This is a genomic window from Hymenobacter sp. H14-R3 (genome assembly GCF_030063445.1).
In the GTDB taxonomy this organism is placed as follows: domain Bacteria; phylum Bacteroidota; class Bacteroidia; order Cytophagales; family Hymenobacteraceae; genus Hymenobacter.
Genome location: NZ_JASITD010000004.1, coordinates 23,894 through 38,417, shown reverse-complemented (window position 1 = coordinate 38,417; position 14,524 = coordinate 23,894). Strand labels below are relative to the sequence as shown.

Annotated in this window: 16 protein-coding genes; 13 read left to right on the top strand and 3 right to left on the bottom strand. The window is 59.4% G+C overall.

Annotated features, from left to right (window positions below):
* Positions 1-61 precede the first annotated feature (61 nt).
* Positions 62-2,299 carry a sodium-translocating pyrophosphatase gene (locus QMK33_RS05190; protein WP_283563500.1) on the top strand — a complete coding sequence of 746 codons (2,238 nt, stop codon included), beginning with the start codon at positions 62-64 and terminating at the stop codon, positions 2,297-2,299.
* Between the two features lie 103 nt (positions 2,300-2,402).
* Here QMK33_RS05190 and QMK33_RS05185 read toward each other — a convergent pair whose 3' ends face one another.
* Complete coding sequence (locus QMK33_RS05185) at positions 2,403-3,404, bottom strand: glycoside hydrolase family 5 protein (RefSeq protein ID WP_283563499.1); 1,002 nt, start codon at positions 3,402-3,404, stop codon at positions 2,403-2,405.
* Positions 3,405-3,684: 280 nt separating this feature from the next.
* Between QMK33_RS05185 and QMK33_RS05180 the strand changes: the two genes are divergently transcribed.
* The 12 genes from QMK33_RS05180 (at position 3,685) to QMK33_RS05125 (ending at position 13,812) form a co-directional block, all read left to right on the top strand.
* Positions 3,685-4,224, top strand: a complete 540-nt coding sequence (locus QMK33_RS05180; protein WP_283563498.1) for a phosphoribosyltransferase — start codon at positions 3,685-3,687, stop codon at positions 4,222-4,224.
* A 78-nt stretch (positions 4,225-4,302) separates the two neighbouring features.
* Positions 4,303-4,926, top strand: a complete 624-nt coding sequence (locus QMK33_RS05175) for an adenylate kinase (RefSeq protein WP_283563497.1) — start codon at positions 4,303-4,305, stop codon at positions 4,924-4,926.
* A gap of 160 nt (positions 4,927-5,086) precedes the next feature.
* Positions 5,087-6,085 carry a GTPase ObgE gene (gene obgE / locus QMK33_RS05170; RefSeq protein WP_283563496.1) on the top strand — a complete coding sequence of 333 codons (999 nt, stop codon included), beginning with the start codon at positions 5,087-5,089 and terminating at the stop codon, positions 6,083-6,085.
* Positions 6,086-6,093: 8 nt separating this feature from the next.
* Positions 6,094-6,519, top strand: coding sequence for a hypothetical protein (locus QMK33_RS05165; protein ID WP_283563495.1), 426 nt, complete (start codon positions 6,094-6,096; stop codon positions 6,517-6,519).
* A gap of 179 nt (positions 6,520-6,698) precedes the next feature.
* Positions 6,699-7,268 carry a nucleotide exchange factor GrpE gene (locus tag QMK33_RS05160; RefSeq protein WP_283563494.1) on the top strand — a complete coding sequence of 190 codons (570 nt, stop codon included), beginning with the start codon at positions 6,699-6,701 and terminating at the stop codon, positions 7,266-7,268.
* Positions 7,269-7,380: 112 nt separating this feature from the next.
* Entirely contained in the window at positions 7,381-8,532 is a 1,152-nt protein-coding gene (gene dnaJ / locus QMK33_RS05155; RefSeq protein ID WP_283563493.1) for a molecular chaperone DnaJ, read from the top strand.
* Between the two features lie 210 nt (positions 8,533-8,742).
* Positions 8,743-9,252 carry an RNA polymerase sigma factor gene (locus tag QMK33_RS05150; protein WP_283563492.1) on the top strand — a complete coding sequence of 170 codons (510 nt, stop codon included), beginning with the start codon at positions 8,743-8,745 and terminating at the stop codon, positions 9,250-9,252.
* 21 nt (positions 9,253-9,273) lie between these two features.
* Positions 9,274-9,909, top strand: coding sequence for a hypothetical protein (locus QMK33_RS05145; protein WP_283563491.1), 636 nt, complete (start codon positions 9,274-9,276; stop codon positions 9,907-9,909).
* 126 nt (positions 9,910-10,035) lie between these two features.
* Positions 10,036-10,992 (top strand): ABC transporter ATP-binding protein, encoded by a 957-nt coding sequence (locus QMK33_RS05140; RefSeq protein ID WP_283563490.1) that lies wholly within the window; start codon positions 10,036-10,038, stop codon positions 10,990-10,992.
* A gap of 21 nt (positions 10,993-11,013) precedes the next feature.
* Positions 11,014-12,396, top strand: a complete 1,383-nt coding sequence (locus QMK33_RS05135; protein WP_283563489.1) for an ABC transporter permease — start codon at positions 11,014-11,016, stop codon at positions 12,394-12,396.
* Positions 12,397-12,563: 167 nt separating this feature from the next.
* Positions 12,564-13,445 (top strand): ChaN family lipoprotein, encoded by an 882-nt coding sequence (locus tag QMK33_RS05130; RefSeq protein WP_283563488.1) that lies wholly within the window; start codon positions 12,564-12,566, stop codon positions 13,443-13,445.
* A 154-nt stretch (positions 13,446-13,599) separates the two neighbouring features.
* Positions 13,600-13,812 carry a heavy-metal-associated domain-containing protein gene (locus QMK33_RS05125; protein WP_283563487.1) on the top strand — a complete coding sequence of 71 codons (213 nt, stop codon included), beginning with the start codon at positions 13,600-13,602 and terminating at the stop codon, positions 13,810-13,812.
* Between the two features lie 75 nt (positions 13,813-13,887).
* On the opposite strand, the gene QMK33_RS05120 is transcribed toward QMK33_RS05125, so the two are convergent.
* Entirely contained in the window at positions 13,888-14,076 is a 189-nt protein-coding gene (locus tag QMK33_RS05120) for a hypothetical protein (protein ID WP_283563486.1), read from the bottom strand.
* Positions 14,077-14,119: 43 nt separating this feature from the next.
* Positions 14,120-14,467, bottom strand: a complete 348-nt coding sequence (locus QMK33_RS05115) for a HesB/IscA family protein (protein WP_283563485.1) — start codon at positions 14,465-14,467, stop codon at positions 14,120-14,122.
* Positions 14,468-14,524: the final 57 nt, after the last annotated feature.

Below are 14,524 nucleotides of genomic sequence, written 5' to 3'. Positions count from 1 at the left end.
CGGCTGCGCTCAGTATCATGGGCTTAGCTGTTCTTTCCCACCTTACTTTTCCTGCTCGCTTATGCCACCTATTCTCTACGCCGTGCCCGCGTTGGGCCTGCTGGCCCTGCTCTACACCTGGTTGCGCGCGGGCTGGGTAGCCCGGCAGGATGCCGGCGACGAAAAGATGCGCACCATTGCCGGCTACATCGCCGACGGGGCCATTGCCTTCCTCAAGGCCGAGTACAAGGTGCTGGCGCTGTTTGCGCTCATTGCCTCGGTGTTTCTGGGCTACCTGGGCTTCACGGGCGAGCGGTCGAGCCCGGTCATTGTGATTGCGTTTTTGATTGGGGCGGTGTTTTCGGCCACGGCGGGCTTTATTGGGATGAAAATCGCCACCAAGGCTAATGTGCGCACGGCCCAGGCGGCGCGCACCTCGCTGAGCCGGGCGCTGCAGGTGTCGTTTTCGGGCGGCTCGGTGATGGGTATGGGCGTGGCCGGGCTGGCGGTGCTGGGGCTGGGGTCGCTGTTTATTATCTTCTACCAGCTGTTTGTGGTGCGCCTGGGCGGCTCGGCCAGCGGCGTGGAGATGGAAAAGGCGCTGGAGGTACTCACCGGCTTTTCGCTGGGGGCCGAGAGCATTGCGCTGTTTGCCCGCGTGGGCGGCGGCATTTATACCAAAGCGGCCGACGTGGGCGCCGACCTCGTGGGTAAGGTAGAGGCCGGTATTCCGGAAGACGACCCCCGCAACCCCGCCACCATTGCCGATAACGTGGGCGACAACGTAGGCGACGTGGCCGGCATGGGCGCCGACCTGTTTGGCTCGTACGTAGCTACTATTTTGGCTACCATGGTGTTAGGCCGCGAAGTGCGGCTGGGCAACACCGACGCGTTTGGCGGGCTCTCGCCCATTTTGCTGCCCATGGCCATTGCCGGGCTGGGCATCGTGGCCTCGCTCATCGGCATTTTGCTGGTGAAGGTGAAGGAGGGCGGCAGCGTGCAGGGCGCGCTGAATTTTGGCAACTACGTGTCGGTAGCCGTATCAGGCGTATTCTCTTACTTGCTGATTAAGTGGATGTTGCCGGTGGGCGACATCACCATTCGCGGCTACACCTTCGATGCCAACCACGTGTTTTACGCCGTGCTGGTGGGGCTGGGCGTGGGCACGCTCATGAGCATCATCACCGAGTATTACACCGCTATGGGCAAGCGGCCGGTGAATAGCATTGTGCAGCAAAGCAGCACCGGCCACGCCACTACCGTTATCGGCGGGCTGGCCGTGGGCATGGAGAGCACGGTGCTGCCCATCCTGGTGCTGGCGGCGGGTATTGTGCTCAGCTTCAAGGCCGCCGGGCTTTATGGGGTGGCTATTGCGGCGGCCGGCATGATGGCTACCACGGCCATGCAGCTGGCCATCGACGCCTTCGGGCCCATTGCCGACAACGCGGGCGGTATTGCTGAAATGAGCGAATTGCCCAAGGAAGTGCGCGAGCGCACCGATATTCTGGATGCCGTGGGCAACACCACGGCGGCCACCGGCAAGGGCTTTGCCATTGCCTCGGCGGCGCTCACCTCGCTGGCGCTGTTTGCGGCTTTCATGGGCACGGCCCACATCGACACCATCGACATCAGCAATGCCAACGTGCTGGCGGGCTTGTTTGTGGGAGCCATGATACCGTTCATTTTTTCGGCGCTGGCCATTACGGCGGTGGGGCAGGCCGCCATGGCGATGGTGCAGGAAGTGCGCCGGCAGTTCCGCGAGATTCCGGGCATCATGGAGGGCACGGGGCGGCCCGAGTACGAGAAGTGCGTGGCCATCAGCACCGAAGCGGCTATTCGTAAGATGGTGGCTCCGGGGGCCATTGCGCTGCTCACGCCCATCGTTATCGGCTTTGCCTTTGGGCCCGAGGTGCTGGGCGGCACGCTGGCGGGCGTCACGGTGAGCGGCGTGCTCATGGCCATGTTTCAAAGCAACGCCGGCGGGGCCTGGGACAATGCCAAAAAGTCGTTCGAGAAAGGCGTGCTCGTGGATGGCGTGATGCAGTACAAAGGCTCCGAAGCCCACAAGGCCAGCGTCACCGGCGACACCGTGGGCGACCCCTTCAAGGATACCAGCGGCCCGAGCATGAACATCCTCATCAAGCTCATGAGCATCGTGTCGCTGGTAATTGCGCCGCACATTGCCCGCGTGGGCGGCACCTCCGGCATGGTGCCGGTTCCCCTGCGCACGGAGCTAAGCCAGCCCCACGTGCGCTTCGTGCAAAACGTGCCGCCCGCCGCCGAAGCTATTGTGCGGCATGCTTTGCAAGTAATTATCTAGTAATGCTTTACCAAAAAGGGAATGATGCTCAGTCAGTTGAGTATCATCCCCTTTTTGGTGCGTTTACTGGCCCTGGCTTCCCCAGACCGATGGAGTAGTAAGGCTATTTATTTGTGTTGTAACGCTTTACGTATTCCCGCGTTTTTAGCCCTGATTCCTTCAAATCAGCGTCCTGCCACGGGCCCGTAGAGCTGGCCGATTTTTGCAGCATCGAGCACGTCTCGTCTTTGTCCGACACCGACCAGACAATCCAGCTTAACCCCTTGGCCTCCAACCAGTCGAGATATTCCTGCCAGGCCACGAGGTTGAGCGGGCCGTCGCCGCTGGCCTCCATGCCGGCCGACTCGGATATGAACACCGGCAGCCCGCTTTGCAGGGCTGCGTCGGTGCGGTCGCGCAGCCACTTGCTGTGCGTGGCGGCGTAGAAGTGCATGGTGTACATCAGGTTTTTGTAGCCCTTGATGGGGTCGGCGGCGGGCAGGTTGATATCCTGGTCCCAGTGCGGGCAGCCCACCAGGATGATGTTGCTGGGGTCGTTGGCCCGAATTACCTTGATTACCTCCTCCGAATAGGCCTTCACCTCGGGCCAGCTTTCCTGGTCGGGCTCGTTAAACACCTCGTAGATAACGTTGGGGTACTTGGCATATTTCTTCGACATTTCGGCGAAGAACTCCTTGGCTTCCGGCAAGTTGATGTTGTGACTGTGCCAGTCGATTAGCACGTACATATCGGCCTTGATAGCGCCCCGCACCACGGCATTTATTTTCGCTTTTGAGAAAGCCGGGTCCTGCTTATAGTTGCGCTCGCCCACCTCAATGCCCATGGCGGCCCGCACCACGTTGCAGCCAAAATCCTGCCGCAGCCACTGCACGGCCGCCTCGTTGTAGAAGCGTGGCCACAGGCTGTGCCAGCCCAGGCTAACGCCCCGCAGCACCAGCGGCTGGCCGCGCTGGTCTACAAGCTGGGTACCCACCACGTGCAGGCGGCCATGCTGGTGCACAAACTGGCCGGCCGCTAAAGTCAGCTTTTTTGGAGCCGTCGGCTGCGCCGGAGCCTGGGCCGCGCCGGGCAGTAGCAGTGCCGCCAGGAGCGCGCACGTCAGCATTTTTCTAAAAGTGAGCATCGTAAAGAAGTTCGAAAACGGCTGATTATCAAGTGTCCAAAGTAAGTATTGGTGGGAGATGCGCGGGGCAAAATGCAACCTGTGGCCAAGGAAAGGCCTGTATTCTGCCAGTTTTGGCGCTACACAAAGCGGGCTATGCGCTCGCTGCCGCCCGGTGGTCTGCAAGCGGTCCGCGGCCAACAATTCGGGTGGGCTCGCAGGGGTAATGTTGCCGCCCTTACCTTTGCACCCCCGAAACGGCCGCCTAGGCCACTCCCTCCGCATGGGTCACCCCCTTATTACGCTCCACAACAAGGCTTTTAAGCCTTATCTCTCGGCCGATGTAATCGCCACGGCCATCGACCAGTTAGCCGTGCGGCTCAATGCCGACTACGCCGGCCGCCGGCCGTTGTTTGTGGTGGTGCTCACGGGCGGTTTCATGTTTGCCACCGACCTGCTCAAGCGCTACACGGGCGAGTGCGAGATTGTCTTCATCCGGGTGGCTTCCTATGAGGGCACCGGCAGCACCGGACAGGTGCAGGAAATTCTGGGCCTGCGCGAAGACGTGCAGGGCCGCGATATTATCCTGGTAGAAGATATTGTGGATACTGGCACCACGCTCAACCACCTGTTGCCCACGCTGCAAGCCAACAACCCGGCCTCTATCGAGATAGCGGCCATGTTTTTTAAGCCCGCCAGCCTGCGCTATCCGCTGACCCTTAATTATATCGCGCTCGAAATTCCCAACGATTTTGTGGTGGGCTACGGCCTTGACTACGATGGCTTGGGTCGTAACTTGCCCGATGTGTACGTAGCCGTATAAGCTGCCGCCACCCATTTTTTAAGTAGGCTACTTCTCAGTTCCCGCCCTGGCGCCCGCGCCTCATTTCCGAATTCCCCCATGCATAACATCGTCCTCTTCGGCCCGCCCGGCGCGGGCAAAGGCACTCAAAGCCAGAAGCTCATTGCCAAGTATCACCTCGTACACCTGAGTACCGGCGACCTGCTGCGCGCTCAAATTGTTGAAGGTACCCCGCTGGGCCTAACGGCCAAAAAGCTGATGGATGAAGGCCTGCTCGTGCCCGACGAAGTGGTTATTGGTATGATTGGCAGCGCGTTGCATAATAACAGGCAGGCTGCTGGCTTCATCTTCGATGGCTTTCCGCGCACCACCACCCAGGCCGAAAGCCTCGACCGCCTGCTGGCCGAGCATGGCACTAGCGTGGCCTGCATGATTGCCCTGGAAGTGGGGGAGGAGGAACTGGTGACGCGCCTGCTAGGGCGCGGCAAGACCAGTGGCCGCCCCGACGACCAGGACGAAATCAGGATTCGCCGCCGCGTAACGGTTTACAACACCGAAACTGCCCAGGTGGCCGGATACTACGCCGCGCAACATAAGTTTCACGCCCTCAACGGTATCGGCGAGGTTGATGCGATTTTTCAGCACATTTCCAGCATCATCGACCAGCACCAGGCGGCTGGTTCCGAAGCGCCCGCCGCCGCTACCCGCGAGGTGAAAGCGTAGGGCTGGCCCTAAGTTTTTGTAATCCGTCTGTCATCCTGAGCTTGCGAAGGACCTTATCACGGTTGGAATCACTGGGTAAATAAGCCCGGCGGCCACTAACGCGAGAAGGTCCTTCGCAAGCTCAGGATGACAGTTTTTTAATAACGATACGTATAAACCCGTGGCTAATAACAACTTCATCGACTACGTCAAAATCAACTGCCGCTCGGGCAAGGGTGGTGCTGGCTCGCATCACTTCTTCCGGGCCAAGGGCCTGCCCAACGGTGGCCCCGACGGCGGCGATGGCGGCCGCGGCGGCCACATTATTCTGGAAGGCAGCTCGCAGCTCTGGACGCTGCTGCACCTGCAATACCGCAAGCACCTCTTTGCTCAGGACGGTGAAGGGGGCGGCGGCAACCTGCGCTCTGGCGCGCAGGGCGAGGATATCGTCATTCAGGTGCCGCTGGGCACCGTGGCCCGCGACGCCGAAACCGGTGAAATGAAGCTCGAAATAACCGAGAACGGCCAGCGCCTCATCCTCACGCCCGGCGGGCGCGGCGGGCTGGGCAACGACCACTTTAAAACCTCCACCAACCAGGCCCCGCAGTATGCGCAGCCTGGCGAGCCCGCCGTTGAGGAGCAGGTGATTCTGGAGCTGAAGCTGCTGGCCGACGTGGGCCTCGTGGGTTTCCCCAACGCCGGCAAGAGCACGCTGCTCTCGGTGGTGTCGGCGGCCAAGCCCAAGATTGCTGATTACGCCTTCACTACCCTCGTGCCCAACCTGGGCGTGGTGGCCTACCGCGACTTCCGGTCGTTTGTGATGGCCGACATTCCGGGCATCATCGAGGGCGCGGCCGATGGCCGGGGCCTGGGCACACGCTTTCTGCGCCACATCGAGCGCAACTCCATGCTGCTCTTTATGATAGCCTGCGACAGCAAGGACATTGCGGCCGAATACAAGATACTGCTGGGCGAGCTGGAGCAGTTCAATCCTGACCTGCTCGACAAAAAGCGCCTGCTGGCCATCACCAAATCCGACATGCTGGACGAGGAGCTGGAAGCCGAGATTCTGGCCTCGTTACCGGCCGATTTGCCACGCACGCTGTTCATCTCCAGCCTCACCAACAAGAACATTCAGCCGCTGAAAGACCTGATTTGGGGCGCGTTGCACGAAGAGTAGCTTGTGGCATGCAATGGAGAAATCTGCTACTACTGTTTGTAACAGGGCTGCTGCTCAGCACGCTGCTACTAGGAATATCAGGCAGCTTTTTTAACTTGCTCTTCTACCTGAAAATCGTTTCATTAACAATTGAATTTGTGGCGGCGGTGGCCCCGATGTGGCTCTTACGCCGGCAGCTACAACGTGATATTGCAGACCCTTCGGGGGCTTTTAAAACTGGTATGCGTTGGTGGCTAGCTATTTACGTTACGCTCTTCGTCACTATTTGCTGGCTGCCTTGGTTCCGGCCATTCTTCATTCCGAAGGTGCCGTACGGGGAGGTATTGCTACAATATGTGCTGGCCGCATGCATTGCTTTTTTACCAGGTGCGGTGGCTTTCGCCCTAAAGCGATTTCGCTATGTGCCGCAGCCGCTAAAGCACGGAGAAAACTAGCTAGCAACAGGCATGGTATGGGTAGTTTTGCACTGCCCGGCGTGCGGTGCACAGGGTAACTGAAAGTCGCCTTTGTGCCAACTTGGCAGCCTACCCACCTTTGGCAAACTCCTTGCGCCCGACCCATTACCCACATGGGAACTTCTTTCACTAGCCGATTCCGCCATTTTTTCCAAAAAATGACCGACGATAACCCTATGAATCCTGACGACCAGCCGCTGACCGACCCCACCGCCGAGCACACCGCCGGCGAGCAGGAATTTGCTACCGATGCCACCACGCCCGAGGCCGGTGCCAGCGCCGGCAGCAGCCGCGCTGAAACCGAGCTAGCCGACCTCAAGGACAAGTACTTGCGCTTGGCGGCCGAGTTTGAGAACTACAAGCGCCGCACCGCCAAGGAGCGTACCGACCTCTTCAAAACTGCCAACCAGGAGCTTATGGTGGCCTTAATACCGGTGCTCGACGATTTTGACCGCGCCCGGCTGCATACGCAGGGTACCGCCGACCCAGCCGCGCTGCAAAACGCGCTCGATATTACGTATAACAAACTTAGCAAAACCTTGCAACAGAAGGGATTAACCCCGATGGAAGTCAAGGGTGGCGACTTTGATGCCGAGCTGCACGAGGCCATCACGCAAATTCCGGCGCCCAGCGACGATTTGCGCGGCAAGATTGTTGAGGAGATTGAAAAAGGCTACTATCTGGGTGACAAGGTTATCCGCCACGCAAAGGTGGTATTAGGTCAATAAGCGTCATGCTGACGAAGGAAGCATCTTATCACGGCTTCTTTCGTCAAAATATATATTTAACAGCGGTGCAGGCGTGATAAGGTCCTTCGCAAGCTCAGGATGACAGCTAGTTATGGCAACTGTAAAGCGCGATTATTACGAAGTATTAGGGATAGCCAAAAACGCGGAGGGCGACGTCATTAAGTCAGCCTACCGCAAGATGGCTATTAAATATCACCCCGATAAAAACCCCGACGACCCCACGGCGGAGGACAAGTTCAAGGAAGCCGCCGAGGCCTACGAAGTCCTTAGTGATGGGGACAAGCGGGCGCGCTACGACCGGTTTGGCCACCAGCAGGGTGGCGGCGGCGGCCACGCGCAGAATATGGAGGATATTTTCTCGCAGTTCGGCGACATCTTCGGCAATGGCGGCGGGGGTGGCGGCTTCGAGGGCTTCTTTGGCGGCGGCGGGCGCGGCCAGGGCCGCCGCGTAAAGAAGGGCTCCAACCTGCGAATTAAGCTCAAGCTTGACCTGGAGGAAATTGCCAACGGCGTTGAGAAAAAAATCAAGGTGAAGCGCTACGTGGCTTGCCCACCGTGCAGCGGCACCGGGGCCAAAAACGGCACCGAGCTCAAAACCTGCGCCACCTGCCAGGGCAGCGGCCAAACCAAGCGCGTGGTAAACACGATGCTTGGCCAGATGGTGAGCGCCAGCACTTGCCCTACCTGCCACGGTGAGGGCAAAACCATTTCGACCACCTGCGACGTGTGCAAGGGCGACGGCCGGCAGCTGAATGAGGAAGTGATTCCGATTAACATTCCGGCCGGCGTAGCCAACGATATGCAGCTGAGCATGAGCGGCAAAGGTAACTTCCCCGAGCGCGGCGGCGTGCCCGGCGACCTGCTCATTCAGATTGAGGAGGAGCCGCACGAATTCCTCAAGCGCGATGGCAACAACATCATGTTTGAGCAGTACATCTCGTTTGTGGATGCCGCCCTGGGCGCCAGCTTGGAGGTGCCCACCATTGAGGGCAAGGTTAAAATAAAGGTGGACCCCGGCACGCAGCCCGGCAAAATTCTGCGCCTGCGCGGCAAGGGCATCAAGGACCTCAACGGCTACGGCCGCGGCGACCAGCTGATTCACCTCAACGTGTGGACGCCCAAAAACGTGAGCAACCAAGAGCGCGAGCTGCTGGAGAAGCTGCGCGACTCGGATAACTTCATTCCCCATCCTGGTAAGAATGAGAAGGGCTTTTTTGAGAAGGTAAAGGAGTACTTCCAATAATCGATGATTTAGACAGATTGCGCTGATTTCGCAGATTCGGACGGCGCGGCTGTGTTACGAATGCCCCACTTGGCTATTGGCCGAGTGGGGCATTTTTGTGCTTATGCGTTTCTTCTGCGAAACCCGCTGTTTTTTCTGCGCTGAAAAATTGGGTGGGTTGTAATGCGGGGCGACCTTCGGCGAATAACTTCCCGAAACCTCTGCCTTGCAATGCGTACTGCCCCGTCTGCCGATTTTTTGGCTGCCCTGCACGACTACCAGCCGTTGGTGCGGCGCGTGTGCCGGCTCTACTGCCAGGACGCCGACGACCGGCAGGACCTCTTTCAGGAAATAGTGCTGCAATTGTGGCGGGCCTGGCCGCGCTACGTACCCCAGCCCGATGCCAAGCTTAGCACCTGGCTCTACCGCATTGCCCTAAACGTGGCCATCAGCAACCTGCGGCAGCGCACGCGCCGGCCGGCCGCCGTGGGGCTGGAAGATGAGGCCGCTCGGTTCCTGGCCCAGCCCACCGAGGCCGGGGCCTACGAGCCCGAGGAAACGGCCGCCCTGTACCGCGCCATCGACCGCCTTTCGGATGTAGACAAGGCATTCGTGCTGCTGTACCTGGAGGACCGGCCGTATGACGAAATGGCTGATATTCTGGGCATTACCCAAAATAATGTGCGCGTAAAAATGCACCGCGTGCAGGATAAGCTGCGTCGGCAACTGGTTCATAATTAACTATCTGTAAAACAATGATTTATGGAACTTGATGATTTGCGGCGGCAGTGGCAGCGGCCCACGCCGGCCAAAGCCTCGGTGCCGCTAAGCGCCGCCGAGCTAACGCAGCTGGTGGCCCGGCAATCGGGCAGCATTGTGGGGCAGCTGCGGCGCAATGCCCGCCTGGAAATGGGCATCAACTATGCGCTGCTAATCATCTCACTGGGTATGTGCGCCTTGGCCCCGGCGCTGTGGCTGCGGCTGTGCGGCGGGTTGCTGGCGCTGGTAGCGGCGGTGTGCATCTACTACCTGAATCGCAAGCTTGGCTTGCTGCGCAGCATGGACGACCCAGCGGGTAACCTGCGGGTGCACCTCCTGCGCATCACGGAGGGCCTGCGGGCACTTATTCGGTTTTACTATCGCTTCACGCTGGCCATGATTCCGGTAACGGCGCTGATGATAGGGACCTTGGCGCTGCTAAAAGTACTGGGCGCGCTGACCCCGGCCAAATTAGCGCTGATAGGTGGCGGCCTAGTAGTAGAAATGGCCGTGTTGTACTGGCCAGCCTCGCGAGCTACCGCTTGGTACCTGCAACGCCTTTATGGCCAGCACCTCGACCGCCTCGAAGGCCAGCTGCGCGAGTTGAACGAAGGGCCGCTGCCCGATGCGAAAAGCTGAGCCTTGCCCGGCCATTCAGCCCTGATTACTACCGTTTGAAGCCGTATAGTTACCGCTTGGGTAACTGCGCGGCGGGCCGCTCGCTAGTAGCGGTTACATTTACACCCTACGCTACTCCTTCTTTCTATGCAAAACCCTGCCTCCCGGCCCATTCTGGAAGCCCGCGACGTGCGCAAGCACTACGCCGCCCACACCGCCCTCGACGGCGTGAGCCTGGCCGTGCCCGAGCAAAGCATTTTTGGCCTGCTGGGCCCTAACGGCGCGGGCAAAACCTCGCTCATCCGCATCATCACCCAGATAACGGGGGCTGACTCGGGCGAGATTTTATTTCGTGGTGAAAAGCTGAACGCCAGCCACATCGGCCAGATTGGCTACCTGCCGGAGGAGCGCGGCCTCTACAAAAAAATGAAGGTGGGCGAGCAGCTGCTCTACCTGGCGCAGCTGCGCGGGCTGCCCCGCGCCGAGGCTACGCAGCGCATCAAGCACTGGCTCGACCGGCTGGAGCTGAAGCCCTGGGCCCAGAAAAACGTGGAGGACCTGAGCAAGGGCATGCAGCAAAAAGTGCAATTCATTGCCACCGTGCTGCACCAGCCCAAGCTTATCATCCTCGACGAGCCGTTTTCGGGCTTCGACCCCATCAATGCCAATCTGATAAAGGACGAAATATTGCAGTTGCGGCAAGATGGGGCCACCATCATTTTCTCGACCCACCGCATGGAATCGGTGGAGGAACTGTGCGACAATATTGCCCTCATCAACCGCGCCCGCAAAGTGCTCGATGGGCCGGTGTCGCAGATTAAGAACCAGTTTAAAACCAGCACCTACGAGGTCGAGGGCCAGGGCAAGCTGCTGGTTATGCACCCCGATTTTGAGGTGATAGAGCAGAAAGCCCGCGAAAACGACCACTTCTACGCCCGCATTCAGCTGCACGCCGGCACTACGCCCAACGACCTGCTGCGCTTCCTCATCGGGCAGGTGCAGGTCGATGCTTTCCGCGAGCAAATACCCAGCATCAACGAGATTTTTATCCGGCGCGTGCGCGAAACCATGCCCGAAACCCTCTTGGAACTACCTGTTAGCTAAGCCGTTGGGCTACCCACTACTATGGACAAAATTTGGCTTATCATTCAGCGCGAATACCTCACCCGGGTGCGCAAAAAGAGCTTCCTGGTGATTTCACTACTGGCCCCGCTGCTGCTGGCCGGCGCCAGCATCGCTATTGCCAAGCTCAACACCGGCTCGGGGCCCGATATAGTGGCCGTGCACGACGAAAGCGGCCTGCGCCTGGCCGAACACCTAGCCGATACCGAAGACATCACCTTTGTGCCCGCCGCGCCCGGCTCGCTGGCCGCCGCGCAGCAAGCCTTCCTAAAAGCCAAGCCCAAGCCCGCCGCGCTGCTCGATTTTCCGGCCAGCTTCACCCTCGATAGCACCGGGGGCGTGCAGGTGCTGGCCAATGGCAGCCTGCCCCTCAAGCGCCGCGAAATCATCCGCAAGGCCGTAAACAAAGCCCTGGGCGAGCTGAAAATGGCGCGCTCGGGCCTCACCCAGGCCGTCATCGACAAGATGCAGGCCCGCGTAGACCTGGCCGCCATCGACCTCACCCAGCAGGGCGGCCGCCGCAACGACGTGGGTACCACCACGGGCATAGCCTACGTGCTGTCCATTTTGGTATACCTGTTCATTTTCGTCTACGGCGTGCAGGTGATGCGCGGCGTGAGCGAAGAGAAATCGAGCCGCATCATGGAAGTCATGATTTCGTCGGTGAAGCCCTTTCAACTCATGATGGGCAAGATTTTGGGCATTGCCGGCGTCGTGCTCACGCAGTTTGCGCTGTGGCTGGTGCTCTCATGGGGCATTACCACGGTGGTAATGCCGCTTTTGCTGAAAGCCGACAAGCCCGTAGCCGCTGCCACGGTAACTACCACCCAAACTGTTGATAACCAGCAAGCAACCGTGGATAAGCCGGCCGTTTCGGCTGCCGCGCCGGTTACGGATGCGGTAGTGGCCCCGCGCCCCGGCCAGCCCTTCAGCGTCTGGAGCGCGCTCGATGGCCTGCCCATCGGTAGCATCATCGGCGGCTTCCTGTTCTTTTTCCTGGGTGGCTACCTACTGTATTCGGCCATGTTTGCGGCCATCGGCTCGGCCGTGGACGACCAGACTGATGCGCAGCAATTCATGTTTCCGGTTACTATTCCGCTCATTCTGAGCTACGTAGTGAGCATCAACGTCATCATCAACGGCGACCCCAACGGCCCGCTGGCCTTTTGGCTCTCCATGATTCCGCTCACCTCGCCCATTGCCATGGTCATGCGCCTACCCTTCGGCGTGCCCACCTGGCAGCTGGTACTGTCGGGCACGCTGCTCATTGCCGGCTTCGTGGGTACCACCTGGGTGGCGGCCCGCATCTACCGCGTAGGTATTTTGATGTATGGTAAGAAGGTGACGTATAAGGAGTTATCGAAGTGGATGTTTTATAAGGGGTAAATTCTTAGTGAGTTGCGTCGCCTGATTGACGCTGAATCGCCTGTCATTGCGAGCCTGCGAAGCAATCGCCCTAGAACATAATCGTCCGCGCCGTTGTCGTGGTAGTATTGTCGTTCTGGTGCGATTGCTTCGCAGGCTCGCAATGACAGGCGACTTTTGTTAGCCCCATGCTTGCCCGTATATTATCTCTGCTTTCCCTGCCCTTGCTGCTGGCCTTTGCGCCGGCCGGCGACCGGCCCGCCTACCGCCTGTTCACCGCCCAGGGCCAGCCCGCCGACTACGACCAGATGCTGACCCAAATGGCCCAGGCCGACGTAGTGTTCTTTGGCGAGCAGCACAACGACCCCATCGCCCACTGGCTCGAAGTGCAGGTAACCAAAGACTTAGCTAAGCTGAAAGGCCCCGGCCAACTGGTGCTGGGTATGGAAATGTTTGAGCGCGACGTGCAGCCGCTGGTGGCGCAGTACGCCGCCGGCACGCTGCCCGACTCGGCCTTTGAGCGCCAGAGCCGGCCCTGGCCCAACTACGCCACCGACTACCGCCCGCTGCTGCAACTGGCCCGCGACCAGCACCTAACGGTGCTTGCCACCAATGCGCCGCGCCGCTACGCCCAGCAAGTGGCGCGCGGCTCGCTCACGGCCCTCGACCAGCTGCCCGCCGCCGAAAAAGCCTACCTCATGCCGCTGCCGCTCAAAGTCGATTACGAGCTGCCGGGCTATAAAAATATGGCCGCCATGTTTGGCGGCGGCGGAGCCCACGGCGGCGGTGCGCGCAACGTTATTCAGGCGCAGGCGCTGAAAGATGCTACCATGGCCTACGCCATCCGCACGGGCCTGCGCCCCGGCCAAACGCTGCTGCACTTCAACGGCTCATACCACTCCGACCACCACGATGGCATTGTGGCCTACCTGCGCCAGGCCGCGCCCAAGCTGCGCGTTGCCACGCTGAGCATGGTGACCCAGAGCCAGTTGCAGACGCTTGATAAAGAAAATGTAGACCTGGCCGACTACCTCATCGTGGTGCCTGACGACATGACCAAGACGTATTAGGCCAAGCAACAAGGAGGGAACAGCCTAATTCAGCACTGCGCCGGCCAAATGTTGTGGCAAAAGGAAAGCAAATCTGCCCGAATTTTGTAATCGGGGAGGCCGGTTGCGTCCATTGGCCACCAGCCGCCTCCCACTGCATAGCAAAATCGCTTTTATGTCTACCCTACGTTTCAAAACCACCATCAATTGCAGTAACTGCGTGCGCGCCGTAACGCCGACCCTCAACCAGGAAGTGGGGGCCGGTAACTGGCAGGTCGATACGGCAGATACCGATAAAATACTGACCATCACCTCCGGACAGGTTTTTATTGACCAGCTGTTAACTGCCGTGGAGGAGGCTGGCTTCAAGATTTCGCCCTTGAGTTGAGGCCCGCCTCCGCAAAAAAGAGTGCATTAAAAAAGCCCGGCTAGCCAGGCTTTTTTAATGGGTTTCGGGCGAGCGTTAGTCTTCCGAATCGTCTTTTTTGAGGCGCTGGAGGGCGCCGGTTAGCTCCTGCCGCAACTGCTTGCCGGAATCGGCCGGCAGCTCTTCGCCGATTTTATACTCTTTTTGCAGGCGCTCCCATTCCTCGATGGCAATAAATACCCCCGTCACGTTGCCTTTGGCATCGGATAAATATTTAATGTCCATGCAAAAGGTTGGTAATAAGATAATTAGTTAATAAAGCCGTGGCTTAGGCCGAGAACGACGAGCCGCAGCCGCAGGTGCTCTTGGCCTGGGGGTTGTTGAAGACGAAGCCGCGGGCGTTGAGGCCGTCCTGGAAGTCAACTTCCATGCCCAGCACGTACATAGCGTGCTTTTTATCCATGATAAGCTGCACGCCGTCGAGGTCGTACACCTCATCCTGGTCCTTGGCTTTATCGAAGCCCAGCAGGTAGCTCATGCCCGAGCAGCCGCCGCCCTGCACCCCGATGCGCAGGCCGTAGTCGGCGGGGACGTTCTTCTCCTGAATGATATTCCTGACCTCTACTAACGCGCGGGCAGTGAGGCCGATAGGGGGAGCTTGGGTGGCGGTAGCCATAACAGGTTCGAGTTTAGAATGAATGTAGATAAGGCAAATATACGGCGGCCAGCGGGT